Below are 23219 nucleotides of genomic sequence, written 5' to 3' on the forward strand. Positions count from 1 at the left end.
TTAATCGTTGTGATTTAATGATTGAAAATGAATAATTTAAAATGACGATGACACTATTAGCTGGCTTTTATAAAAACAACTAGAGGATAACCCATGAGTAAGCAGATCTTATTAATTGAAGATGATCCAGATTTGGCAGAATTAATTAGCGATTATCTGACTATGAATTATTACGATGTCCATCATGCAGGACTCGGTCAGGAAGGTCTTGATACGTTAGATACCAAAGAACGCGATATTGACTTAGTAGTGCTTGATTTAATGCTCCCCGATATGGATGGAATGCAGGTTTGCCAAAAAATTCGTGGCAATAAAAACAATATGACCAATAAAGTTCCGATTATTATGCTGACGGCTAAAGGCGATACTACCGATCGCGTATTGGGGTTGGAAATGGGCGCTGATGATTATATCTCAAAGCCTTTTGAGCCACGAGAACTATTGGCACGTATTCGATCAGTTATTCGTCGTCACGAGCAACCCAATCAAGCGGATAGTCAATCGGATAGTTTGACTTTTGGGCGTTTAAGTGTCTTTCCCGACAGTCATGAAGTGACTATTGATGAGCAGTCAGTACGCTTAACAACCCATCAGTTCCAACTGCTGCATTACTTTGCCACTCATTCCGGTAAAGTGCTCAACCGTGAGCAGCTGTGGCAAGCGATGCCAAACGATGACAGTTCAGACAATATAGACCGTGCTATTGATGTCCATATTTCACGTTTGCGTGCCTTAATTGAGGACAATCCGCGGCAACCAAAACGTATCATTACGGTACGCGGTGTGGGTTATCAATTCGCCACTGATCAGGTTTGATCGTGAACAAACTACTAATCAACAAGGGTTATAGTAAATATGATTGCCACTTTTGCAACTAATAACTATAACCAATATTTACTAGTATCAGCATGAATAGATATGAGCTTATGATAATAGAGACTGTTTAATGCAGCAGCTGGGTTTTCGCTCCGTATTTGCTAAGTTATTTGCCAGTGTGATGCTGGCACTTATCTTATTTGCGGTTGCGATGGTGCTATTGACGCAATTGGTCCACGATAAGGATGCTGGCATACGCTCAGAGGTAGTCGCGACTCAGATTTTGGGGCAGATAGACCCTTTTTTATATGAGCTCAATATATCTGTCAGCGAAGACAATCGCTTACAATCACGTTTTATGCTGGCAGTCGTCAAAAAAAGCTTTGATATCTTTGATGAGTCATTGCAAGCAAAAATGGGCTTGTATGACAGTCATGGTCGCTTATTGATGCAGACGGACAGCAGCGATCTACCATTGGAGTTGCCAGCAACCCCGTCTTTATTATCACACGTTTTCCCCTCATTTTCAGACACCCCGCCTACCCAGCAAGCACAAGTGTATAGTAGTACCGGCTACACACTGCTTTATGAATCACGCTTGCCACCCAAAAAGCCAGTACTCTCTGCTGCGCTGAATTTATTTACTGGTACTTTACTGTTACTTATGATTATGGCAGGCGCGCTATGGTGGATCGCTCGTACCATGACATGGCGGATCAATCAGCTGAGCCAGCAAATGACTCAGCTTGGGGATGGCGACTTTACAGTACGTGTGAATGCGCGCGGTAATGATGAAATTGCTTCGCTATCACGAGGATTTAACCAAGCGGCTAAAAAGATTGAACAGCTTATTAACGCTAATAACTTGCTGTTGGCACATGCCTCTCACGAGCTGCGCACTCCCATCACTCGCATTCGCTTGCAAATCGAGATGATGGACATGCTGGCCGGAGCCATGCCTATAGATACTAAAGCCAAGTTTGATAAACGTGCCCAAGCCATCAATCGCGACTTGTCAGGACTCAATGATCTGGTTGAAAGTATCTTGCTGGTCAGTCGTTTAGATGCCGGTCATGTTATGCAGCAAGTTGAACGATTAGATTTATACGATTTGGTCAATCAAGAGCGTCAACATTATTCTGAGGCGACCTTAATTGGTGAGCATATGGTCATTGATGGTCAGCCATCCATGTTGACCCATTTAATTCGTAATTTATTAAATAACGCGATGTTACATGGCAGACCGCCTGTGACTGTATTACTCTATGGCGTACAAACTATCGATGAGGCAGATATTGTGCCTGACTATCTGTTGCAATCCGTACTATGCAGCAGCTTTGCCGATCACAGTGACTCAGATTATAATTATTATGCTGAACAGTTTGACGATAGCGAGTACCCTCTTAATGATAGCAATCAGGATGAAATAAATAAAAATGGCCAGCGTATCAATGTACAATCTGACCGCAAATCGGATCGTTCGAGCACTGCTAGTTCAGAAAATTCAGATGAAATAGCCGCCCCACCTGCGCCCATTATTTATCGAAATGGTGAGACGCTGGCCCCTGTTGATAGCACAAATGAGGATAAGCAAGAGAATGCATATTCCAGAAAGGCTGATGAAAAGTCTGCTGAGACAGATAAGCGACAACCAGCAGCGACTGAATTAGTCAGTACCAGACAATCAGCTGCTACGTCGCCCAATAGTGAAAGAGATATTTCACTGAGCAACGATGCCAATAAACTGACCATAGATCTAATGGACAAGATTAAAAAAGTTATTTGGAATATAGTACCGGATGCGCCAGCCGATGCTGGTCAGAATAGTAACATTGCTAAGAACGACAAGGTTCATCTTGAGCCTCAAGATCCTAATACCATCAACGCTACTAACAAACACACAGATGACAGCCTTGATAGTAATGAGCCCATTAGTAAAACCAATAATAAAAAAGACAGTAAGGATAAAAACGAGACGCCTACTTCCCCGCGTAAAGAAAACCTATTTACCAAGCATTTAAAAAAATCTAAAGCCGAGCCGACGCGTCCCCTACCAAAATATGCTGTGCTCGCTGTCATTGATGAAGGCGACGGTATACCTGAAAACAAACGCGAAGAAATCTTTAGTCCATTTGTACGTTTGCAGCAAAAAAATAAAGGCTCGGGGTTAGGCTTATCGTTGGTAGCACAAATTGTCACTGCTCATCAAGGTCATATTATTACTGATACCATCAATGGTCATACTCGATTTTTGGTAGTGATTCCAGTCAAACACGACCCTCATCATAGCTATAAAGACCTTAATGAGTAGCATATCATTGGACTATATTTCAACTTTTAAATCTTTTTATCGTGCTCAGTTAAAGCCATTTAGACACGCCCTATAATGGCTCTCCTACCTCAATATTGGTTTTTATTACAGCAATAATGACTCTCTACTGTTTGCCGCTTTATGGCGTCATCTTATTCATATCCGCACTATGATACTTATTGCAGCTAATGGCTATATTGTCATAAGCCAAATACGGATGTGCATATCCAAAGCGCTCAATAATATGCTATATTACTGCCCCTTAATTACATTGTTATTGACAGTGCTTATTGACTGCGATGCCGTCATCACGCAGTAGCATGCTGACTTTTATAACCGTTACTATATCTATTATTATTTTGAGCATTCCATGAGTGACATGATCGTCCTAAATGATGTGACGAAGAGCTTTTTAAGCGACCGATCGATAAAGAACAAAGACGGCAAACCGCATTGGTTTACTGCCGTTGAGCCGACGTCGCTATCTATACAGCAAGGTGAAATCTTCGGTCTAATGGGCTATTCGGGAGCAGGAAAGTCTACCTTGCTGCGGTTGATTAATCTGCTTGAGCGTCCTGATAGCGGACAAGTTATTATCGATGGCACTGATTTGACCCAGTTGTCTGCCAGTGATTTGCGTATCGCACGCCATAATATGGGTATGATTTTTCAACAATTTAATCTCATGTCGAATCGCACGGTATTTGATAACGTCGCTTTTAATTTGACGGTTTCAGGCTATCCCAGCCGTGATATTCATAAGCGGGTAATGGACTGTCTGAACATTGTTGATCTGACCGATCGCGCCAGTCATTATCCCGCGCAACTTTCAGGCGGACAAATGCAGCGAGTAGGTATTGCCCGCGCTATTGCACCGAGCCCCAAAGTTTTGCTCGCTGATGAGCCGACCAGTGCTCTTGATCCTGCCACTACCCGCAGTTTGTTGACTTGTCTGCGTGATATTAATGAACAGCTCGGGGTGACTATTGTTATTGTGACCCATGAGATGAGTGTTATTCGTAGGCTGTGTCACCGCGCCGCATTGCTACATCAAGGGCAACTGCTCGAGGTCGCCGATATTCGCGATGGCTTGATTCAGGCTACCACCCCTATTGGCCAAGGCTTAGTGCACGAAGACTAATGAGGCAGGAGAGATAAATATGTTGACTGGTGCTGAATTATCCGCCTCAATAGACAAGCTGTTTGAACTGCGCAAAGAGATTTTGAAATCGTTCGTCGATACCTTTATTATGCTGGGCATTTCCACCACGGTAGCGATACTTATCGGCGGACTGTTTGGCATATTCTTATTCTTATCTAGCGATCGGCAGTTTTTGCAAAATAAAACTTTGTATGGCGTGTTGGGTGGTATCACCAACTTTATGCGTGCTTTCCCGTTTGTCATTTTGATGATTGCCATGAGTCCCTTTACCAAAGCCATTGTCGGCACAGGTATCGGCCCGATCGCCGCCTCTTTAGTGCTGGCCATTGCAGGCTCATTCTATTTTGCACGCTTGGTGGAACAAAATCTACGAGAAGTGCCGCGCGGTATCATTGAAGCTACCGAATCTATGGGCGCCAGTCCCTTTACTATTATTAAAGTACTGCTTAACGAAGCACGTTCAGGGTTGGTGCTGTCCGTAACTATTCTTAGTATCAGCTTACTGTCCTACTCAGCAGCGGCAGGTATGATTGGTGGTGGCGGGCTTGGTGATTTGGCCATTCGTTATGGTTACTATCGCTATCAGACTGAGGTAATGGTATTTATTGTGATTATGCTATCGATCATGGTTATCTCCATTCAAGGCCTTGGTAATTTGCTAGCAACTCGGCTGGATAAACGTTAGGATTGCTCAGAGTATTCATCGGTTTATTCCTAGTTATAAATTATATTCGGAATTTAGTGTCCATACCTTCTAGGTACAATGCTTGACTTTGTAACTGAGCAAGTTTAATTTTGATGCTAATTTAGCACCAATTGATATCGCATTACATAACATAGCAGCATGACTCATGTTGCTTTTTTGATGACTACGTTGAACCTAACGCGTTTATTATTTTTATTATTGAGGAAATCCCATGAAATTAACAGATATCAGCCGTCAATTAGCGACCGCCTTTGCCGCCGTTGGTGTATCAAGCTTGGTCTTAGTCGGTTGTAGCAACTCATCAGCCCCAGAAGCCACGCAAGAGCCAGTCACTGAAAACGCTGCCAATAGCGATATTGACCCTGACCATACCAAAATCGTTATCGGTACCACCGAAGGCGACTTTGCAGATATGGTACGTAACCAAGTCAAAAGCTCACTTGAAGCTCAAGGCTATGAAGTTGAACTGATTCCTTTCACTGACTACGTACGCCCGAACCTCGCATTGGCCGATGGCGATTTAGACATCAACATCTTTCAGCACAAGCCTTATCTAGATACCTTCAAATCAGAAAACGACCTTGATTTGATAGAAGTGTTCCAAGTCCCAACCGCACCACTTGGTATCTATTCAGGCAAAAAAACCGACCTTAATGATGTTTATAAAGGCATGAGTGTCTCTGCGCCTAATGACCCAAGTAACTTTGCCCGTGCTTTGGTAATGATGAATGATCTGGGTTGGATCACCTTAAAAGACGATATCGATCCATTAACGGCCTCAAAAACAGATATCGCTGACAACAGCAAATACGATATCGAAATCGTTGAGCTAGAAGCGGCCCAACTACCACGTGCACGTGATGAAGTGGACTTTGCGGTCATTAATGGTAACTACGCGACTGACGCTGGCATCAAGCTGACCGAAGCGCTATTCCAAGAGCCAAGCTTTAACTATATCAACTGGTCGGCAATCAAATCTGCTGATGTCGGCAAAAAATGGGTCCAAGACGTTACTAACGCTTATAACTCAGAAGCCTTTAAAAAGTATGCGCATGATACTTTCCCAGGTTATAAATATCCAAAAATCTGGGCCGCTGATGGTAGTGCAGCGACTACCAATGCGACCCCTACTGCACCGGTCGTAGAAGAAACTGCCCAATAGCTTATACGGTATAATCGGTACACTTTAAAAAAGATATAGTGTGGCTGGTAGAAATTTTTGCAGCCTCTGTCTGGCGAAGCGCGCAGTAAGTTAGAAACTTTCTACCAGCTACATACATTTATCTATGTATTGCTTTTATTTAGCATTGACTATATAAGTATCCAAAACGTCCATTATCCTCTGATAATGGACGTTTTTTATTGTCTCCCTTTTATGACGAGCATTTATCCTCGTTACTAAAAATGACGTTAAAGCCTGTGTACCCTTTGTAAGAAAGCGTCACCTCCCCTTACACTTAGGGTTAAATGCTCTTATAGTGAGTGAAGTAAATTGATACTGATGGCTGTAGAAACATAAGCCATATTATTAATAAAGACCAATTAATAACTTACAAACTAATAATAAGGACAATGCTATGAGTTCAAAAAAATATAACATTCGAACAGCTGGGAAAGCTAATATTCCTGTACTTGGACTGGGTACATGGCAATCCACAGGTCAGGACTGTGTTGATGTCGTGAGCCAAGGTTTAAAGATGGGCTATGAGCACATTGATACTGCCCAAGCTTATGGTAATGAAAAAGAAGTAGGTAAAGGAATCAAAGAATCAGGAGTGGCTCGTGATAAGTTTTTTCTTACGACCAAAATATTTCCTGATGACTTAAAGTTCCAGCCAGAGAAGTTAATGGCAGCAGCTAAGCGCTCTTTAGAAGATTTAGATACCGATTACGTTGATCTGTTGCTATTACACTGGCCTGATGATCGTGTTCCTTTGTCTGAAACCATTCCTGCGCTGTGCGAGCTACAGAAACAAGGTTTGACGCGTCATATCGGGGTGTCGAACTTTAATATCGCGAATTTAACTGAAGCAGAAAAATACGCTGATGTACCTATTGTGGTTAACCAAGTTGAGTTCCATCCGTTCATCAAACAACATACTTTACAGACCTTCTTAAACAATCATCATATCTTGTTAGAGGCCTACTCGCCGTTAGCGCGTGGTGACGTGTTTGATAATGAAATTATTAAAAACATTGCTGAAAAGCATGGTATTACCCCCGCCCAAGTATCGCTTGCATGGATTCTGTCGGACAAAGACCGCGTTGCTATTCCAAAGACCTCTAACCCTGATCATTTGCAAGGGAATTTAGACGCTATCGATATCCAGTTGAGCGCGGACGAACTAGAACAGATCGGTAGCTTAGCCCGTAGCGATGGTCGTAAGATTGAGCATCCAGACTATACCCCTGAATGGGATGATTGATTTTCGAAAGCTGATAAAAAAAGTTGCTTAGAATATTAATTGCAACGTTGCTTAGAAAGTACAATATCTCAAAAATCGTCACCTTAAACACAAAAAAATCCACTGATATATTCAGTGGATTTTTTACTGCTCTTGCTTATCACGTTAAAGACCAGGAATCGTTGTTAACAATAACCATTATTGTTGCAGCGTTTGAGTCTCATTAATAGGTTCAGCAGGATTATACTGCTCGGATGATGGAGTTGTACCAAGACGGTTGTTTTCTTTTAACGACTTTGCAACTTCTGGTGGCATGTAGTTTTCATCGTGCTTGGCCAATACTTCACCAGCGACAAAGGTTTCACCTTGCATTTTACCCGTAGCCACGATGCCTGAGTTTTCAGCGAACAAGTCCGGCAATATACCTTGGTAAGTCACGGGAACCGACGATTTAAAGTCAGTAATAGCAAACTCAATGCTGAGCGGATCGTCTGGCGCACGCTGTATACTACCAGCAACCACCATACCACCAGCACGTATGCGTTTGTCTTGCGGGGCTTCACCTTGAGCAATGGCAGTAGGGTCAAAATAATAGTCAGTCTTTTGCCCAATAGCATAGACGACCAGCACCACCGCTACCGCTGCGCCTGCCAGCGTAAACAACACCCACATCAGTTTTTTGCGACGAACTGCGTTCATACCACTACCTCATTATCGAGTGACTGCTGTACAAAATAGAGAAAATATCGAAGGACACCCTTGTCGTCATGAATCAGACAGGATAATTTTATAACACCTATATGGTAGCACTGTTCGCACAAATCAATAAGCCATTTAGATATGAGAAAACTGATGGGTACTGGCATTAAAAAACATCCTGCTACCGCAAAGGATCAATACTATAGTGATTTTAAAGTAAAGCTATCTACGACGTGTAGGATTTATTAGCGTTAGGATTGCGCTGAGCTTGCCGCACCTGCTGAATGATGAGCTGCTTTATCAATGCTTGTCTTTGCCGGCGGCTATAAATAACAAAAACCAGCATCATACCAAACGTAATCGCCCAGCATGACCAGACGAAAACACCATGATCACCCATGGCAACAAACTCAGATACGCTATAAAAGTAAGGCTGCATGGTCTTCTCCTCTCTAAATGGTATCTTCTTAGCCGTTATTTATGTTGTCCACGAATATATTCTTTCACCCAAGCTTTGCCTTGATCTCGGTACAAGATCAAAGTATTGGTACGATAAATCGCTAATGTCGCCACTAATAAGTAACTACCAATAATCATCATTAATAATGGCATCCACATATCAGCAGACATTTTGGGTGCTTCGGTCAAGCTAAAGGTCGCGCCTTGATGCAAGGTATTCCACCACTGCACAGAATATTTAATAATCGGCAGGTTTACTGCACCGATAATGGACAAAATAGCGGCAGCTTTTCCGCGATTGGCAGTATGTTCAAAGGCGGCAAACAGCGCCATCACTCCAGCATACAAAAACGCCAAAATCAGCATCGAGGTCAGTCGCGCATCCCAAACCCAGTAAGTGCCCCACGTTGGTTTTGCCCAGATAGAGCCAGTCAACAGGCTAATCACACACAGCAAAAATCCAATAGGGGCAAGCGCTTGCGCCACAAGGTTGGCTGTCTTTATTTTCCATACCAGATAAATCACACCCAATATAGCAAGCGCAAAATAAATCGAAATGGCAAGACTGGCAGCCGGCACGTGGATAAAGATGATGCGATAGCTGTTGCCTTGTAGATAATCAGGCGGCGCAAAGGCCAAACCCCAGACACTACCAATCAGCAGGAAAATACCGGCTAATATCGCAAGCCACTTGACCCATGGCGCAAAGATACGGAAGAACTGCTTGGTACCCACCGTGGCTAAGAAGCCTTGCCAAATGCGCTGCCACAGGCTGGGAGATGAGACGTTATTCAGGTTGGGCATGGGAATAAACCTATTGCTCAGCATATTGATTATGGCTGATAGGCGCACGATTATATTATTTGCGAGCGCTACTATCTGCTAACCTGTTAGTGTTAAACACTGGACAGAATCTACAAGTGACTTTTCATTCAATTAATTGACTATTATAGCAAAATTGCAGCATCTCACCACGATGTTAATTCAAAAGGGCTACGCGGTACGGTTACACGAAACCTAAAAGCAAAATGCCGTTTGTTTAAATTTTTCATTCAAACTATTAGTTGAGCCATGCCATTCTTAAGGTCAGTGAAATGACCCAAGGCATGACCAATACAGAGACAATACTACCCGCTAGCAGTAACGCTAAAATAGGCAGACCATTGAGACCTGAAGCAAACAAATCAACGGCCCCGGTCGCAAAAATCAACACGGGCAATTGCATCGGTAGTGCAATCAAAGGCACGAGTACTGCACCATTTTTAAGCGATAGCGTCAAACTACTGGCGACTGCTGACAACATCAGCAGCATCGGACTACCAGTGACGATTGACGCCATTAATATGCCTGCCTCAAACCAGCTCAACTGGAATAACGGTACCGCAAGCAAACTAAGCACCGCCACAATACCACTGCTAAATACCCAGTGAATAATCAAACGAATAAGCACCCACAGCGGCAGCGAGACCCTTGCCACCACCAATTGCGCCAAGGTCCCATTATCAAGCGCAGGCTTAAACAAGCCATCCACACCCATTACCAACGACAATAAAGCAGCAATCCACACCGCTGACACCCCAAGCCGTTGTAGCAATTGAGGTTCACTACCAACGGCTAAGGGAAACAAGGTGATAATGACTAAAAACAGTACCAAGGGATATAGCCATTGTATCGCCCCCTGCTGCTTAACCTGCCATTCGCGGCGCCATAATTGACTAAAGGTAATGCTGGGCATAGCAAGGTTCTCTGCAGAATACACGTTAGCAATGTTATTAGCACTCTTGTTAGCACTGGTAGAGTTACCACTTGCTGCTTGCACTCGGTTGTCGGTCATTGTCTGCCCCCTATACCATATAATCTGATAAATCGAGCACTTGATTGGCGACGCCTACGGGCTGATGGCTGGTCATCACTATCGCCCCGCCCATGCCTACAAACTCACGCAATCGAGTCTCCATCCGCGCCATCATATCCACATCCAACGCCGTGAATGGTTCATCAAGTAACCACAATGGCGTCACCTGAGGGGTTAATAAATACAGGCGAGCAAGCGTAATTCGCCGCGTTTGTCCAGCAGATAGATGGCTTGAGCTAATAGTCTCAAAACCTTGTAGCCCTACCCATGCCAACGCTTCATCAATATCGGTACTACTTGGCGTAATGCCATACAAATTCAGTAAAAACGTTAGGTTTTGCGCCACGGTCAGACTCGGATGTATGCCCAATTGATGTGATACATATAACGGCTGTACGGGTACGCCAGCTGTCCCTTGGTAATGAATCTCGCCCGTTATTATTGGCAATAATCCAGCAAGCTGCATAAGTAACGTGGTCTTACCCGTACCATTAGCACCAATCAAATGGCAAATACTACCAGCAGATAAGCTCAGAGTCACCCTCTCACACAAAGGTATTTCGCCGCGCTGAACGGTCAGATCGTCAAGTTTAAGCATAGGTGTAGGTATAGATAAAGGTGGCGCAGTCATCAAAACCTCTTATTATGATTTGAGCGGGCGATAAATATTCACCACAAACAGATATTGCGTTCATGGCATAATACGTTATGCTCACTACCACATCACAGTATATCAAATTGTCGATTGTCATTATCTTAAAACAGAAGTAGACTTCAAAAAATATGCAGAATTCGAAAGACAGCCAAAACCTAGCACTTGATTCAGATACTACTAATGCTGATGTGCCAAATTCTCCTTTGAACGCCGCGTTCACAACAGATGGCCTAGTCGATGCGCAAGTGGCATTCATCCAGCAATGGCTACGGCAAAAGGCGGAACCGCTTGCTAATGAGGCGTGGCAATGGTTAGGGGCGCAGCCGCTCAGTCAATACGTCAGCGTAGAGGACTTACAACGCTTAATCAATGACTGGTTACTTAGCCAACCGATGAGGGAGGTCATGCGCGCAGACATTCGCGCTATTCTGCATACGCTGATTTATCATCCGGCCAATGACACGGTACCCCTTTCTGAGCTCTTTGATGACGCTCAAGTTGAGACCCTTGCAACCTATATTGGCAGTCACGAGCAGCAGCGCAACATGCTGATCCATGCGCTCATTGGTAACGATACTTTCGCCAATCTGCTGACCCAAACACTGTACCACGCTATTAACGACTTTATGGAAAGTACGCTCGATAAAGCAGGTGGCGTGGGTAAATTAATGAAACTGGGGCGCAGCTCTTTTGAAAAAGCCACTAATAAAAACCTTGATGAAAAGCTGCAAACTTACTTACATCGCAATATCAAAGATCTGACCCAACGTGCAGAAACCAACGCTAAGGCGCACTTGTCTAACGAAGAAGTCTCGCGTCTGTTAGTGACTGGCTGGGCAGGTATCAAAGATCAACCAATTAGCCATCTACAAATGTACTTAAATGATGAGCCTGATGACAGCAGCATTGACCATATCGAAGCCAGTATGCAAAACAGCTACAACCGGTTACGACTTTCCCCTTACGTCCATAGTTTAGTCACAGCTGCAGTAGAGACTTGGTATGCCAATCATCAGTCTGATACGATTGCTACTGTGGCGGAAAGCTTAGCCATTGATGAACAGGCGATGAAAAAATTAAGCATTGCCCTACTTCCTATTGCTAGTGATGCTATCAATAGTCAGTGGTTAGCCGCTCATATTCGAGAGATGCTAGAAGCTTTTTATGACCAGAATAATATTAAAGACCGTTTGGCATTTAATAGCGTCTAACTATGATAAACCAGCTATAATTTTCACTGGTCTTTGTTGTATCGGACGCATATTTAATTCATTATAGTGACAGGTTTATGTATTTATCCTTATTCTTTCAACCTTATCCCTTTATCAGTTAGCATAATATCTATGAGTCACAATAATAAACGTAGTCTATGGCAAAAAATTAAGCAGCTGCTGAATAAATCAGCGCCAGATTCTACTGATGCCATAAAAACACCGCAAGCTGATCATGATATGAACAATTCTAATATTAAGAGTGCTGATACTGATACTACTGTTGATACTGATGAAAACAGCTCTCAGGATGACAATACTAAAACGTCTATTGTTAAAGCGAACCCTAACAATAATGGCGACACATCCATTACCGATTATCTCAAACAGTATTTTCATGATAAGCAATGGCATTATACCTATTACCGCCCAATAACGAACGATAGCCAGCGATCACATCATTTATCCTTACGTATGAGGAATAAAAAACTGGACTGTGGCTACCTGTTTCGCATTCAAGAAGACAATAGCTTACTGGCGGTCTATGGTATTTTACCGTTTTTGATACCAGAAAGTCATCAAAGCGCTGCGATGCTGCTCATCACCCAAATTAACTATGACATGCTTATTGGTAATTTGGAGATGGATGTCAACGATGGCGAAATACGCTATAAAAACGCCATCGATGTTGAGGCATTCGGAATAGATGACGATATTATCGAACACTTACTGCAAAGTGTCGTTGCGATGACCACCGTTGCCTATGAGATATTTAGTGATCTAATAAAAACCCAAGATCCTGCCCAAGATATGCCGACCTTACTCGGCGAGCTACGTCAGCGATTCGATGACCGAACATTTTTTTTACCGACCCAGCTCGTTCAATAAATGCCATATCAAAAGATAAGCAAACCGTTCTCAAGACATTTACTCACACCCTCTTAGAAGCCGTTAAAATAGAAGCCGTTAAAACTATGCTAAAAATTGCCTACTCTGAGATTTTTCGTTACTCAGTGCCCGAAAAACACCGCTTTCCCATGCAAAAGTACACCATGATTCCTGAAAGGCTATTGGCTGAAGGTATAATTAGCGAAGCCAATTTTTTTGCGCCATCACAACTAACCGAAGATGAGATTTTAACCACTCATACCGTGGACTATTGGCATAAGCTCAAGACTCAAACTTTAACGACAAGAGAAGCTCGACCGATTGGCTTTGAGATGACCCCAGCTTTGGTTGAGCGCGGTCGTCACATTGCTCATGCAACATACGAATGTGCTTTGTATGCACAGCAATATGGGGTGGCGATGAATGTTGCCGGAGGTACGCATCATTCTTTTGCCGATCATGGCGAAGGTTTTTGCGTGTTTAATGATGTCTGTATCGCCAGCAATCTATTATTAGCACGCGGACAGGCACAAAAAGTCTTAGTGGTTGATTTAGATGTGCATCAAGGTAATGGCAATGCCAGTATTATGGAGGATGAGCCACGGGTCTTTATATTTAGTATGCACGGCGCAAAGAACTACCCTTTTCGTAAGCAAGTATCTGATCTTGATATTGAGCTGGCTAATGATACGGGTGACGAAGAGTATTTACGAATTTTAGCAGAGACCTTACCGCGGTTAATAACTGAGGTTGCACCTGACATTATTTTCTATCAGTCCGCCGTGGACGTATTAGCGACTGATAAATTGGGCAAGCTAGCATTGACGCAAGAAGGCTGTAAGGCGCGTGATGAGTATGTATTACGGCAAGCAAAAGAGGCAAATATTCCAGTGGCCATTGTGATGGGTGGCGGCTATTCGGAGAATATCGAAGATGTGGTTGAGGCACACTGTAATACTTTTCGTCTTGCCCAGCAGATATTTTTTGCTAAATCTAATTGATTAGCAGTTACAGATATTATTGTTTATAACGCTAATAACGCTGTAATTCCTTGCCAACCAACACGTATACCAAGTAGCGTCAAAATCAGTAGAATCAGCTGACGAAAGCGCGCTTGCGGTAAATAGCGACGTAGGCGGATACCAATAAATAAGGCAACAACAGACAGCCCACTTAATAACGCAATCAACTGCCACTCACTACCACTCAGCGCCATGATAGGCTCGCGTAACACGATAATTTGTGCCACTTTTCCTAAGAAATAACACATATTACCGACCTTAGCGATGGTATTTTTATCGTCACTGGCTGACAATAGATACATCATTAAAATCGTTGACATGGCATTGGTCGCACCGCCAATAACACCAGCGCTAAACCCTACCATAATCAGTACAGGTTTGGTATTTTGTAGACGAAGTTGCTTACCCAGTAGCGCGCTTATGACATAAAATCCAATCACCACTGCCAGTACTAATAGAATATAAGCGCTATCTACCCACAGCAATAGCTTGGCACCCAAAATACTACCCAGCAGACTGGTCAAGGCCAATAACCAATAGCGTCGGCCATAATAACTGAAGTTCTGCCAAATACTACGCTCACCACCGTTCAACCAAGTCATGGCATTGAGTAATAATGAGGGGAAAATCACCAATACAATGGCGTGCGGTAGTGGATATATACTTGCTAAAGCGGTAGTAGTAACTAAAGTTACCCCTAGCCCACTAATACCGTGCAATAGTGAGGCCAGCGCAAAGATTACTAGCAGTATCACTGTCTGAGTGGTGTCATTATCTGTCATGACATTTGCAGCTTAACCCTTAGTATTTCATATTTGTTATGCATTGCTTGCTCTTACTGCTAGCATTATTGTCACTATTAAATCTCTTAATGTTGCCATAACATCTCGCCAATAATCGCTGCTAACTGCTTTGCAATCTTATCTTTGCTGGTCTTCTCAAGCGTGACCGTATCCTGTTCATAATCCTTAGCGAAAAACACCTGCATGGCATTATCATCACTGGCAAAGCCAATATCAGCGCGTGAAACATCATTACAAGCAATCATATCTAAATCTTTTGCGACCAACTTACCGCGGGCATAATGCTCAACATCTTGCGTTTCTGCGGCAAAGCCAACAACGAACAATTCTGGATGCGCAAGAGAGACTGTTGCTAAGATATCAGGGTTTTTAACCAAATCAAGGCTCATAGTATCTTGGGTTTTTTTGATTTTTTGCGGTGCGGCCTGCTCAGTACGATAGTCAGCGACCGCAGCAGTGGCAATAAATATATCAGCTGGACGTGCGCTGCTATGGCTAGCATCTATATCCGAGTTATCATCTTCTGAATGATCGTGCGGCTCGCTATGATCATCACTACAATCGCAGTCGCCATGTTCATGTTCGTGAGAAGAGAAGTGCTCATGCTCAACAGCAGGCATAGATTGCATAGCGACGTGCGTACCCGCCACACATTGCTGGGCGGCGATTAGCATCTCTTTAGCAGACAATACATCGATACGAGTAACGTTCAGCGGGGTCGGCAATGCCACTTTTCCGCCAGCAATCAAGATCACTTCTGCTCCTGCTTCAACGCAGGCACGCGCTAAAGCAAAGCCCATTTTTCCTGAAGAATGGTTGGATAAATAGCGTACTGGATCAATCGCTTCAATAGTCGGTCCTGCAGTGATAACCACTCGTTTTCCAGTCAATAGCTGCGGAATCGTTTGCTGAGCGCTGAATAAACTTACCTCAGCCAATAACTGCTCAGGCTCAGGAAGGCGCCCTGCTCCCACATCACCGCAAGCCTGTTCACCACTTGCCGGCATGATAATTTGATAATTCATATCTCGCAAGGTTTGCACATTGAGATTAACTGCAGGATGCGCCCACATTTGCTGATTCATCGCTGGTGCAATGATCACCGGAGCTGTGGTTGCCAGACAAACCGTTGTTAATAGATCATCTGCCATCCCCATCGCCAGCCGTGCTAAAGTATTGGCTGATGCCGGCGCAATGACAACCAAGTTTGCCCACTTGGCAAGTTCAATGTGACCCATACCCGCCTCGGCATGTTCATCAAGTAAAGAGGTATGTACCTCATTACCTGTCAAGGCTTGCAGCGTTAACGGCGTGATGAATGCTTGTGCGCCTGTGGTCATAATGACCCGCACCTCAAACCCAGCCTTGATCAAAAGACGGGCAAAAATAGCAGATTTATAAGCGGCGATACCGCCAGTTATAGCAAGCACAACATTTGACATAAGCAGGACATCATTAACAGAAGAAGTTGAAAGATAAAAATTGCGCTTATAGTAACAATTATGAGATAAGTTAGGTAAAGTTTTCCGTACTTATATAGGGTTGATCCGTAACTGACCCATTATCAAGGAATAATAATGGCCATTAAAGACTGGCACGAAGATGACAGACCACGCGAAAAACTGCTGAAATTTGGAGCGGCTTCTCTTACTGACCCTGAAATATTAGCTATATTTTTGCGTACTGGCACCCAATCGCAATCAGCTATTGAGCTTGCACGTCATTTAATTGACCAATTCGGCAGTCTGGCTGAGCTATTAGCCGCCCCCAAAGAGATTGTTCTTGCCTGCCACGGTATCGGCCCTGCCAAATATGCGCAGATGTTGGCCTCACTTGAGATGGGTACTCGCTATCTCGACAGTGAACTCAAAACCGGTCAGGCCCTTGGACGCTCACAAGTGGTCAAAGATTATATCAGTACTCAATTGCGCGGTGAGCACCGTGAGGTCTTTGCCGTACTCTGTTTGGATAATGCGCTGAACCTGCTTAACTTTGAGATATTATTTACTGGGGGCATCTCATCGTGCTCAGTCTGTATCAAGCATGTGCTACGCCATGCCATCAGCCACGCTGCCAGTCAGTTGATTGTCGCTCATAATCATCCGCATACTGATTCGCAGCCATCAACGGCAGACAATCTATTGACCTACGAGCTAAGAAAAGCTTGTGATTTGCTAGATTTATCGCTGGTTGATCATATTATTGTCGGACGTAACGATACCTTATCTTATGCTGAAAACGGTCTAGCTCCTTTTAGCTAATGGCGTGTAATTAACGGTGTACGTTATAATAGCTGATACATATCCTCGACACAGCGTAGCATTTTCGCTCTTGATACTTATTGAGACACATTCCATATTAATAGATAGTTTTATGTCTATGATTTATAGTAAAATTTAAGCTGTAGTTACCTATTCTTACTGTCGCTTAACTTATTATTCTTTAATAAATTACAGTCTCAGTTTTTTGAAATTTATTTATTCAACTTAAAATTCATTCTTTTACATTTTGCTAAGGAGACAGCCATGGCGATTGGCTTATTTATTTTGGCAGTACTCATTCAGTTAGCTGTCGTCTTGGCCATCTTTTTAATGTCGTTATCACGGGTCAGTGGTAGCATCGTTGCTATCATCACCGTAATAGTAACTGCCATTATAAGTCCATGGTCGTTGATTTTAGGTATCCCAATAGCTCTGTTATGCCTAGTGCTGCTCATTGCACCTATTCGTCAAGCGCTGCTTACCAAACCAGTATACAAAGCTTTAGGCGATGCGATGCCCAGTATGAGTGATACTGAACGTGAAGCGCTCGATGCTGGTACTAGCTGGTGGGAAAAAGAGCTGTTCATGGGCGCGCCGAACTGGAAGACCTTTGCTGATTACCCCTATCCGCAGCTATCAGAAGAAGAACAGAGCTTTATTGATAATGAAGTTGAGCAACTGTGCGCTATGCTCGATGAATGGAAAATTCATCATGAAGAAAAAGATCTATCACCTAAAGCATGGCAATTTATCAAAGACAAGGGCATTTTGGGTTTAATTATTCCAAAAGAATACGGCGGTCTGCAATTTACTTCTTATGCTCAAAGTCGTGTTATGAGTAAGATTGCATCGCGTTCACCGACCGCAGCAGTCAGCTGTATGGTGCCAAACTCGCTCGGTCCTGGCGAATTACTTATGCATTACGGTACGGACGCGCAAAAAGAGCGCTGGTTGCCGGGGCTTGCCAAAGGTGACGAGATTCCCTGCTTTGGTCTGACTGGCCCTGAAGCCGGCTCGGATGCTGGTGCGATTCCTGATACTGGAGTAGTGTGCTACGGCATCCATGATGGCGAGCAGATGCTTGGTCTACGTATGAATTTCTCTAAGCGTTGGATTACTCTGGCCCCTATCGCTACGGTAGTCGGTTTGGCATTTAAAATGCATGACCCAGAAGGGCTGCTTGGGGATGCTAGTAAAGTTGATTACGGCATTACTTGCGCCTTGGTTCCTGCCAATCACAAGGGCGTTGTCATAGGCCCACGGCATTATCCAAGTGGCTCGCCGTTTATGAACGGTACGGTTGATGGCAAGGATGTTTTCATTCCTCTAGATTATATCATTGGTGGCGTTGAGAACGCGGGTCGCGGTTGGCGCATGCTGATGGAATGCCTTGGCGTTGGTCGCGGTATTTCATTACCAGCGCTATCAACATCAGCTAGCGGGATGACTTACTTATCGGTTGGCGCGTTTGCCAAAGTCCGTGAGCAATTCAAAATCTCAGTTGGTAAATTCGAAGGCGTGCAAGATGCTACTAGTCGTATTGCCAGCCAAACCTATATGCTGGAGGCCTTCCGCCACTTAGTCAACTGCGGATTGAACCAAGGTGGCACGCCATCGGTAATGACCGCAATGGCAAAATATTACGCCACTGAAACCATGCGTGAAGTCGTAAACGATGGTATGGATGTGGTTGGTGGTCGTGCTATTCAAATGGGCCCACGCAACTTTTTAGCGATTCCTTATCAAGCCATTCCGGTTTCCATTACTGTTGAAGGCGCAAATATTCTAACCCGCTCTTTGATGATCTTTGGTCAAGGCGCGATGCGTTGCCATCCATATTTATTCGATGAGCTGCAACTACTGCAAAGCGAAGATAAAACTAGTGCATTGAAGGAATTTGATGTTTTATTCTTTAAACATCTGGGTTATACCTTCAATCGCGGTGCCAAAGCCTTTATCGCAGGGTATGTCGGTGGTAGCAACAACGCCCCAAGCTTTGCTGATAAATTTACTCGTCCTTACTATAAACATATCAACCGCTTAAGTGCCAGTTTTGCCCTTACGGCCGATATGGCATTGGGCTTACTGGCGGGTGATTTGAAGCGTAAAGAGATGCTCTCTGGCCGCTTAGCTGATATTCATAGCCATCTATTTATCGCTACGGCTATCTTGCAGTTTTATGAGCATGGCAGCAAATCAGAAGCCGAACGCTTGCATGCTAAAGTTGCACTACAAAGCAGTCTTTATACTATTCAAGAAGCGTTTGTGTCGTTCTTTGCCAATTTCCCCAATCGCATGGCGGCCAATGTGGTCAGCTTTGTGACCTTCCCTAGTGGTCGTATCTTTACCCCAGCCAGTGATGAGCTTAAACGCCAACTGGGTGATACTTTTATGGATGATTTTGCAGCCAATCCATTCCGCGATTATCTCAAAACTATGGTGTACTACAATACCGAGCCTGAAGATGTTACTGGACGCATGGAGCACGCTTATCAAACGCTGCTCGAAGTTGAACCTTTGTGGCAGAAGTTTAAAAAGGCCGAGCATAAAGGGAGTTTTGCAGGGTTAACCTTTGAAGATCATGTGGTGCAGGCCAGCCAAGGTGGTGATATCACCGAGGAAGAAGCTGAACAACTGATTCGCTATAATGCGCTACGTTTTGATTCATTATTGACCGATGTTTTTGATGAGCATTTATTGGAGGCTCAAGAGCGTATCAATCCGCATAGTTTAGAGAATGCCGTTCATAAATTGACTGACTACGCTCAGCTTAAAAATGATGCGCAGGTTAAGAACGGCACGCCAGCAGAAGACGGCGCGATAACTGACAATGTAGAAGCAACCACAAATATCCATGAACAAACTGGCGATGCCAATCCTGACCATGGTTATGAAACGGATGGCGACGTCAAAATGGTAGACGAGCAAGACACCGCGCAAGAGACTAAGGCACAAACTAACTTTGGCGAGGTCAATCCTGATGCAGAAGCGCTAAATCCTCGCCATCGTGACGCTGAGTCAACTCTGAGTGAACGTATGAGCTACAACCACAGTAAAGCTAAGGCTGACTCTGATAGACTGAATAACTTAGAGTCAAACTCTACAGAGTCTAAAACAGATGTCTTCGAGGATGACAAAATAGACCAAGATATGTCTGACAATTCTAAATGGCATGACGGATTAAGCCGTGAAAAAGATGACAAAGCATAAGATTTAAACCATCTTGTAGGCTCAAAATCTACCAGCGTAAAAGCGACAAGAACCAAAACGACGACTATAAAATAACAAGCAAGATTGCCGACGTTGGCAATCTTGCTTTTTTATGGCTGATTTTTTCTCTTTTATGGGGTAAAATTTCTTAATTGATAAAAAAATCTTGCAGCATCCCTAACAATTATTTTATATTGTCTGCGAAAATGTGACACTAAGTGAAAGACTAAAGAATTCTATAAACGTAACAAGAGCAGTAGTACCGCTAATGCTCATAATCGCATTGATTTTAGCACCGCGCCTACTACTGAGAGTGACGTACACCAAGGAAATATGTTATGTGGAAAAATATGGGACTGACGGGCAAGATTATTGTTGCCATGGTGCTCGGTATCATACTGGGTTTATTTTTAAACTACTCTGGATTGAATGGCGAAGGCAGCTTCGTTAACACCTATATAACCAATGGTTTTTTTGCCATTATTGGCAAGTTGTTTGTCAATTCCCTCAAAATGCTAGTCGTACCCTTAGTACTGGTCTCGCTGATTTGCGGGGTTTGCGGTATCGGGGATATTCGCTTACTTGGCCGTATTGGCGGCAAGACTTTTTTAATTTATATGATGACTACCGCCTTAGCAATTGCGACCGCGATTGGCCTTGGGATACTATTTGGTATCGGTAAAGGTATGAATATCGAAACCGAAGCGGCATTCGAAGCAGCATCAGCGCCACCCCTTCTTGATGTATTTTCGAACATTATTCCATCCAACCCCATCAGTGCGATGGCGAACGGCGATATGCTGTCCATTATCTTCTTCGCAATCTTAATCGGCGTTAGTATTTTAATGGTTGGCAAACCTGCCAAAGGTTTGGTTCAAAGCATGGAATTAATAAATGAAGTCATCTTAAAGATGGTGACTATCATTATGAACCTTGCGCCCTATGGCGTATTTGCACTGTTAACTAAAGCGATGGCAGAGCTGGGTTTGGATTTAATCTGGTCACTGCTGGGTTATGTGGCCGTACTAGTTGGCTCATTGGCATTCCATTTTTTCATTACCATGATGATTGTTCTTAAGCTGTTTTCAGGCTTGGGCATCAAGACCTTTTTGACCAAAATGCGCGAAGTACAGATTTTTGCTTTTAGTACGTCAAGCTCGAACGCGACGATTCCTATCACCTTGCGCACCGTCACTAAGCGTATGGGTGTAAATAACTCAGTAGCTTCGTTTACCGTTCCTTTTGGCGCAACCATTAACATGGATGGTACGGCCATCATGCAAGGGACAGCGACTATTTTCATTGCCAATATTTATGGTATTGATTTGGGCGTTACCGAATACTTAACCGTTATCTTAATGTCGGTGCTCGCCTCTGTCGGTACAGCGGGCGTTCCTGGTGTGGGTCTAATTATGCTGTCTATGGTATTTGCCCAAGTCGGCCTACCCATCGAAGGTATCGGTCTTATCTTAGGTGTCGACCGTATTCTTGATATGTTACGTACCGCAGTAAACGTCGGCGGTGATGCAGCCGTTACCGCTATTGTGGCAAAATCAGAAGGTAAAATGGATTTGGCAATTTATAACGATCCAGATGCTGGTTCAAAAGAAGTATTCGATGGTCATATTGATGAAGATAACGAGCGTGAGTTCTCGAAAGTCTTTAGCGATGGTGTTATGGGCAGTGAATACGATGATATTGATCGACATAAATAGGTAACGCTCAATACCTATTTGTCAGAAATCAAACAAAACCCCCAGTCCTAGCGGCTAGGGGTTTTGTTTGGGATAGGGTTTTATAGAGGGTGTTTTACTTACTAATAATTTTATTGTCTTAACCAAAGACGTATTTCGTCACCATCGCTAGGCACACCAATACGATCATAGGACGAATCAGCTTACTGCCGCCTTTCACCACCATATGTGAGCCAAAGTACGCGCCTATCGTCTGACCAACCATCATGGCCAAACCCACTTTCCAGAGTACATTACCGCCTAAAATAAAAAATATCAGCGAGCCAACGTTAGTGGATAAGTTCAGCACCTTTGCCGCACCCGTGGCTTCAATAATCTGCCGACCACGTAAAGCCACATTGCCCAGCGCAAAGAACATACCTGTGCCTGGACCCATATAGCCATCATAAAAACCGATTAAAGGCGCAGCAACCTTTTGCCACACGCCTTCACTGATACGAGGCTCGGCTTCTACTTCGCCAAGTTTGGGCGCAAATAAAGTATAAATACCGATAGCCACAATCAAAAATGGAATCAGCTTTTCCAAAAAATCAGGGGGCGATAATTGCACTGCGATGGAGCCGATAATAGAACCAATAAAAGCAGCGATGATGGCCATTTTAATGCGTTTAGGCTTGACGACGCCTTTTCTAATCATGGTAATGGACGCCGCCAATGCCCCTGATGCGGCTTGTAGCTTATTGGTACCCAAAGTCAAAACTGGCGGAATATTAGCCAGCAGCATCGCCGGAATGGTAAGCAGTCCGCCACCACCAGCAATGGCGTCGATAAAACCAGCGAGCGCTGCCACCGCGGTAAGCATTAAAATAATCTCTAAAGAGAGCGATACATCCATGAAACTGGCCTTAAAAAAATTTTGAGGATAATAATCTTAACAAACAGTGCAAAGATGCCGTAGAATATAGTCAATCAACACGTCTCAATAGCAATGATACTCGTAAAAATAATGTCATCTTACGAACACTCAGAGACTCTAGTTAATCCAATTCGGAAACGGTCAGT

General features: G+C 43.7%; 20 protein-coding genes. 12 read left to right on the forward strand and 8 right to left on the reverse strand.

The annotated features are described in order from the left end of the window. Positions 1 to 93: 93 nt before the first annotated feature. The 6 genes from JMX97_RS07240 to JMX97_RS07265 all read left to right on the forward strand — a co-directional run bounded on the left by JMX97_RS07240 (position 94) and on the right by JMX97_RS07265 (position 7421). Positions 94 to 816 carry a response regulator transcription factor gene (locus tag JMX97_RS07240; RefSeq protein ID WP_201556472.1) on the forward strand — a complete coding sequence of 241 codons (723 nt, stop codon included), beginning with the start codon at positions 94 to 96 and terminating at the stop codon, positions 814 to 816. Positions 817 to 946: 130 nt separating this feature from the next. After that, positions 947 to 3127, forward strand: a complete 2181-nt coding sequence (locus JMX97_RS07245) for an ATP-binding protein (RefSeq protein WP_201556473.1) — start codon at positions 947 to 949, stop codon at positions 3125 to 3127. A gap of 370 nt (positions 3128 to 3497) precedes the next feature. Continuing rightward, on the forward strand, positions 3498 to 4268 hold the full coding sequence (locus tag JMX97_RS07250; protein ID WP_201556474.1) for a methionine ABC transporter ATP-binding protein: 771 nt from the start codon (positions 3498 to 3500) through the stop codon (positions 4266 to 4268). A 19-nt stretch (positions 4269 to 4287) separates the two neighbouring features. After that, positions 4288 to 4974 (forward strand): methionine ABC transporter permease, encoded by a 687-nt coding sequence (locus JMX97_RS07255; protein WP_201556475.1) that lies wholly within the window; start codon positions 4288 to 4290, stop codon positions 4972 to 4974. Positions 4975 to 5206: 232 nt separating this feature from the next. Further along, positions 5207 to 6157 carry a MetQ/NlpA family ABC transporter substrate-binding protein gene (locus JMX97_RS07260; protein WP_201556476.1) on the forward strand — a complete coding sequence of 317 codons (951 nt, stop codon included), beginning with the start codon at positions 5207 to 5209 and terminating at the stop codon, positions 6155 to 6157. A gap of 415 nt (positions 6158 to 6572) precedes the next feature. Further along, positions 6573 to 7421: an aldo/keto reductase gene (locus JMX97_RS07265; RefSeq protein WP_201556477.1), complete on the forward strand. Its 849-nt coding sequence runs from the start codon at positions 6573 to 6575 to the stop codon at positions 7419 to 7421. Between the two features lie 177 nt (positions 7422 to 7598). Here JMX97_RS07265 and ccmE read toward each other — a convergent pair whose 3' ends face one another. The 5 genes from ccmE to ccmA form a co-directional block, all read right to left on the reverse strand. After that, positions 7599 to 8099, reverse strand: coding sequence for a cytochrome c maturation protein CcmE (gene ccmE, locus JMX97_RS07270; RefSeq protein ID WP_201556478.1), 501 nt, complete (start codon positions 8097 to 8099; stop codon positions 7599 to 7601). Positions 8100 to 8325: 226 nt separating this feature from the next. Further along, positions 8326 to 8538 carry a heme exporter protein CcmD gene (ccmD, locus tag JMX97_RS07275; RefSeq protein WP_201556479.1) on the reverse strand — a complete coding sequence of 71 codons (213 nt, stop codon included), beginning with the start codon at positions 8536 to 8538 and terminating at the stop codon, positions 8326 to 8328. A gap of 35 nt (positions 8539 to 8573) precedes the next feature. Continuing rightward, the gene (gene ccmC / locus JMX97_RS07280) at positions 8574 to 9362 is read right to left on the reverse strand and encodes a heme ABC transporter permease CcmC (RefSeq protein WP_201556480.1); all 789 of its coding nucleotides are present in this window, start codon (positions 9360 to 9362) and stop codon (positions 8574 to 8576) included. 256 nt (positions 9363 to 9618) lie between these two features. After that, positions 9619 to 10293, reverse strand: coding sequence for a heme exporter protein CcmB (locus tag JMX97_RS07285; RefSeq protein WP_201556501.1), 675 nt, complete (start codon positions 10291 to 10293; stop codon positions 9619 to 9621). Positions 10294 to 10402: 109 nt separating this feature from the next. Next, a complete protein-coding gene (gene ccmA / locus JMX97_RS07290) occupies positions 10403 to 11044 on the reverse strand; it encodes a heme ABC exporter ATP-binding protein CcmA (protein ID WP_201556481.1) in 642 nt (213 codons plus the stop codon). Positions 11045 to 11196: 152 nt separating this feature from the next. Between ccmA and JMX97_RS07295 the strand changes: the two genes are divergently transcribed. From JMX97_RS07295 to JMX97_RS07305, 3 genes are all read left to right on the forward strand, one after another. Further along, on the forward strand, positions 11197 to 12279 hold the full coding sequence (locus JMX97_RS07295) for a hypothetical protein (RefSeq protein ID WP_227671500.1): 1083 nt from the start codon (positions 11197 to 11199) through the stop codon (positions 12277 to 12279). A gap of 132 nt (positions 12280 to 12411) precedes the next feature. Further along, positions 12412 to 13167: a YbjN domain-containing protein gene (locus JMX97_RS07300; protein WP_201556482.1), complete on the forward strand. Its 756-nt coding sequence runs from the start codon at positions 12412 to 12414 to the stop codon at positions 13165 to 13167. A gap of 86 nt (positions 13168 to 13253) precedes the next feature. Next, positions 13254 to 14168: a histone deacetylase gene (locus JMX97_RS07305; protein WP_201556483.1), complete on the forward strand. Its 915-nt coding sequence runs from the start codon at positions 13254 to 13256 to the stop codon at positions 14166 to 14168. Between the two features lie 23 nt (positions 14169 to 14191). Here the strand turns inward: JMX97_RS07305 and JMX97_RS07310 are convergent, their stop codons facing one another. After that, the gene (locus JMX97_RS07310) at positions 14192 to 14971 is read right to left on the reverse strand and encodes a sulfite exporter TauE/SafE family protein (RefSeq protein ID WP_201556484.1); all 780 of its coding nucleotides are present in this window, start codon (positions 14969 to 14971) and stop codon (positions 14192 to 14194) included. An 86-nt stretch (positions 14972 to 15057) separates the two neighbouring features. Further along, on the reverse strand, positions 15058 to 16434 hold the full coding sequence (gene coaBC, locus JMX97_RS07315; RefSeq protein WP_201556485.1) for a bifunctional phosphopantothenoylcysteine decarboxylase/phosphopantothenate--cysteine ligase CoaBC: 1377 nt from the start codon (positions 16432 to 16434) through the stop codon (positions 15058 to 15060). Positions 16435 to 16569: 135 nt separating this feature from the next. Here coaBC and radC point away from each other — a divergent pair, with 135 nt between their 5' ends. From radC to JMX97_RS07330, 3 genes are all read left to right on the forward strand, one after another. Beyond that, on the forward strand, positions 16570 to 17253 hold the full coding sequence (gene radC, locus JMX97_RS07320) for a RadC family protein (protein ID WP_201556486.1): 684 nt from the start codon (positions 16570 to 16572) through the stop codon (positions 17251 to 17253). A gap of 264 nt (positions 17254 to 17517) precedes the next feature. Beyond that, entirely contained in the window at positions 17518 to 20463 is a 2946-nt protein-coding gene (locus JMX97_RS07325) for an acyl-CoA dehydrogenase (protein WP_201556487.1), read from the forward strand. 338 nt (positions 20464 to 20801) lie between these two features. Then, entirely contained in the window at positions 20802 to 22178 is a 1377-nt protein-coding gene (locus JMX97_RS07330; protein WP_201556488.1) for a dicarboxylate/amino acid:cation symporter, read from the forward strand. A 118-nt stretch (positions 22179 to 22296) separates the two neighbouring features. Here JMX97_RS07330 and JMX97_RS07335 read toward each other — a convergent pair whose 3' ends face one another. Then, positions 22297 to 23052 (reverse strand): TSUP family transporter, encoded by a 756-nt coding sequence (locus tag JMX97_RS07335; protein WP_201556489.1) that lies wholly within the window; start codon positions 23050 to 23052, stop codon positions 22297 to 22299. Between the last annotated feature and the right edge of the window lie 167 nt (positions 23053 to 23219).

The organism is Psychrobacter sp. 72-O-c, assembly GCF_904846605.1.
Classification (GTDB): Bacteria; Pseudomonadota; Gammaproteobacteria; order Pseudomonadales; family Moraxellaceae; genus Psychrobacter.

What these genes read in the sequence shown, in the direction of transcription:
- JMX97_RS07260 (WP_201556476.1), top strand. Translation starts at nt 5,207, where the DNA reads ATGAAATTAACAGATATCAGCCGTCAATTAGCGACCGCCTTTGCCGCC.
- JMX97_RS07310 (WP_201556484.1), bottom strand. Translation starts at nt 14,971, where the DNA reads ATGACAGATAATGACACCACTCAGACAGTGATACTGCTAGTAATCTTT.
- JMX97_RS07265 (WP_201556477.1), top strand. Translation starts at nt 6,573, where the DNA reads ATGAGTTCAAAAAAATATAACATTCGAACAGCTGGGAAAGCTAATATT.
- JMX97_RS07285 (WP_201556501.1), bottom strand. Translation starts at nt 10,293, where the DNA reads ATGCCCAGCATTACCTTTAGTCAATTATGGCGCCGCGAATGGCAGGTT.
- JMX97_RS07335 (WP_201556489.1), bottom strand. Translation starts at nt 23,052, where the DNA reads ATGGATGTATCGCTCTCTTTAGAGATTATTTTAATGCTTACCGCGGTG.
- ccmC (WP_201556480.1), bottom strand. Translation starts at nt 9,362, where the DNA reads ATGCCCAACCTGAATAACGTCTCATCTCCCAGCCTGTGGCAGCGCATT.
- JMX97_RS07330 (WP_201556488.1), top strand. Translation starts at nt 20,802, where the DNA reads ATGTGGAAAAATATGGGACTGACGGGCAAGATTATTGTTGCCATGGTG.
- JMX97_RS07325 (WP_201556487.1), top strand. Translation starts at nt 17,518, where the DNA reads ATGGCGATTGGCTTATTTATTTTGGCAGTACTCATTCAGTTAGCTGTC.
- JMX97_RS07250 (WP_201556474.1), top strand. Translation starts at nt 3,498, where the DNA reads ATGAGTGACATGATCGTCCTAAATGATGTGACGAAGAGCTTTTTAAGC.
- coaBC (WP_201556485.1), bottom strand. Translation starts at nt 16,434, where the DNA reads ATGTCAAATGTTGTGCTTGCTATAACTGGCGGTATCGCCGCTTATAAA.
- JMX97_RS07305 (WP_201556483.1), top strand. Translation starts at nt 13,254, where the DNA reads ATGCTAAAAATTGCCTACTCTGAGATTTTTCGTTACTCAGTGCCCGAA.
- JMX97_RS07245 (WP_201556473.1), top strand. Translation starts at nt 947, where the DNA reads ATGCAGCAGCTGGGTTTTCGCTCCGTATTTGCTAAGTTATTTGCCAGT.
- radC (WP_201556486.1), top strand. Translation starts at nt 16,570, where the DNA reads ATGGCCATTAAAGACTGGCACGAAGATGACAGACCACGCGAAAAACTG.
- JMX97_RS07295 (WP_227671500.1), top strand. Translation starts at nt 11,197, where the DNA reads ATGCAGAATTCGAAAGACAGCCAAAACCTAGCACTTGATTCAGATACT.
- ccmD (WP_201556479.1), bottom strand. Translation starts at nt 8,538, where the DNA reads ATGCAGCCTTACTTTTATAGCGTATCTGAGTTTGTTGCCATGGGTGAT.
- JMX97_RS07300 (WP_201556482.1), top strand. Translation starts at nt 12,412, where the DNA reads ATGAGTCACAATAATAAACGTAGTCTATGGCAAAAAATTAAGCAGCTG.
- ccmA (WP_201556481.1), bottom strand. Translation starts at nt 11,044, where the DNA reads ATGACTGCGCCACCTTTATCTATACCTACACCTATGCTTAAACTTGAC.
- ccmE (WP_201556478.1), bottom strand. Translation starts at nt 8,099, where the DNA reads ATGAACGCAGTTCGTCGCAAAAAACTGATGTGGGTGTTGTTTACGCTG.
- JMX97_RS07255 (WP_201556475.1), top strand. Translation starts at nt 4,288, where the DNA reads ATGTTGACTGGTGCTGAATTATCCGCCTCAATAGACAAGCTGTTTGAA.
- JMX97_RS07240 (WP_201556472.1), top strand. Translation starts at nt 94, where the DNA reads ATGAGTAAGCAGATCTTATTAATTGAAGATGATCCAGATTTGGCAGAA.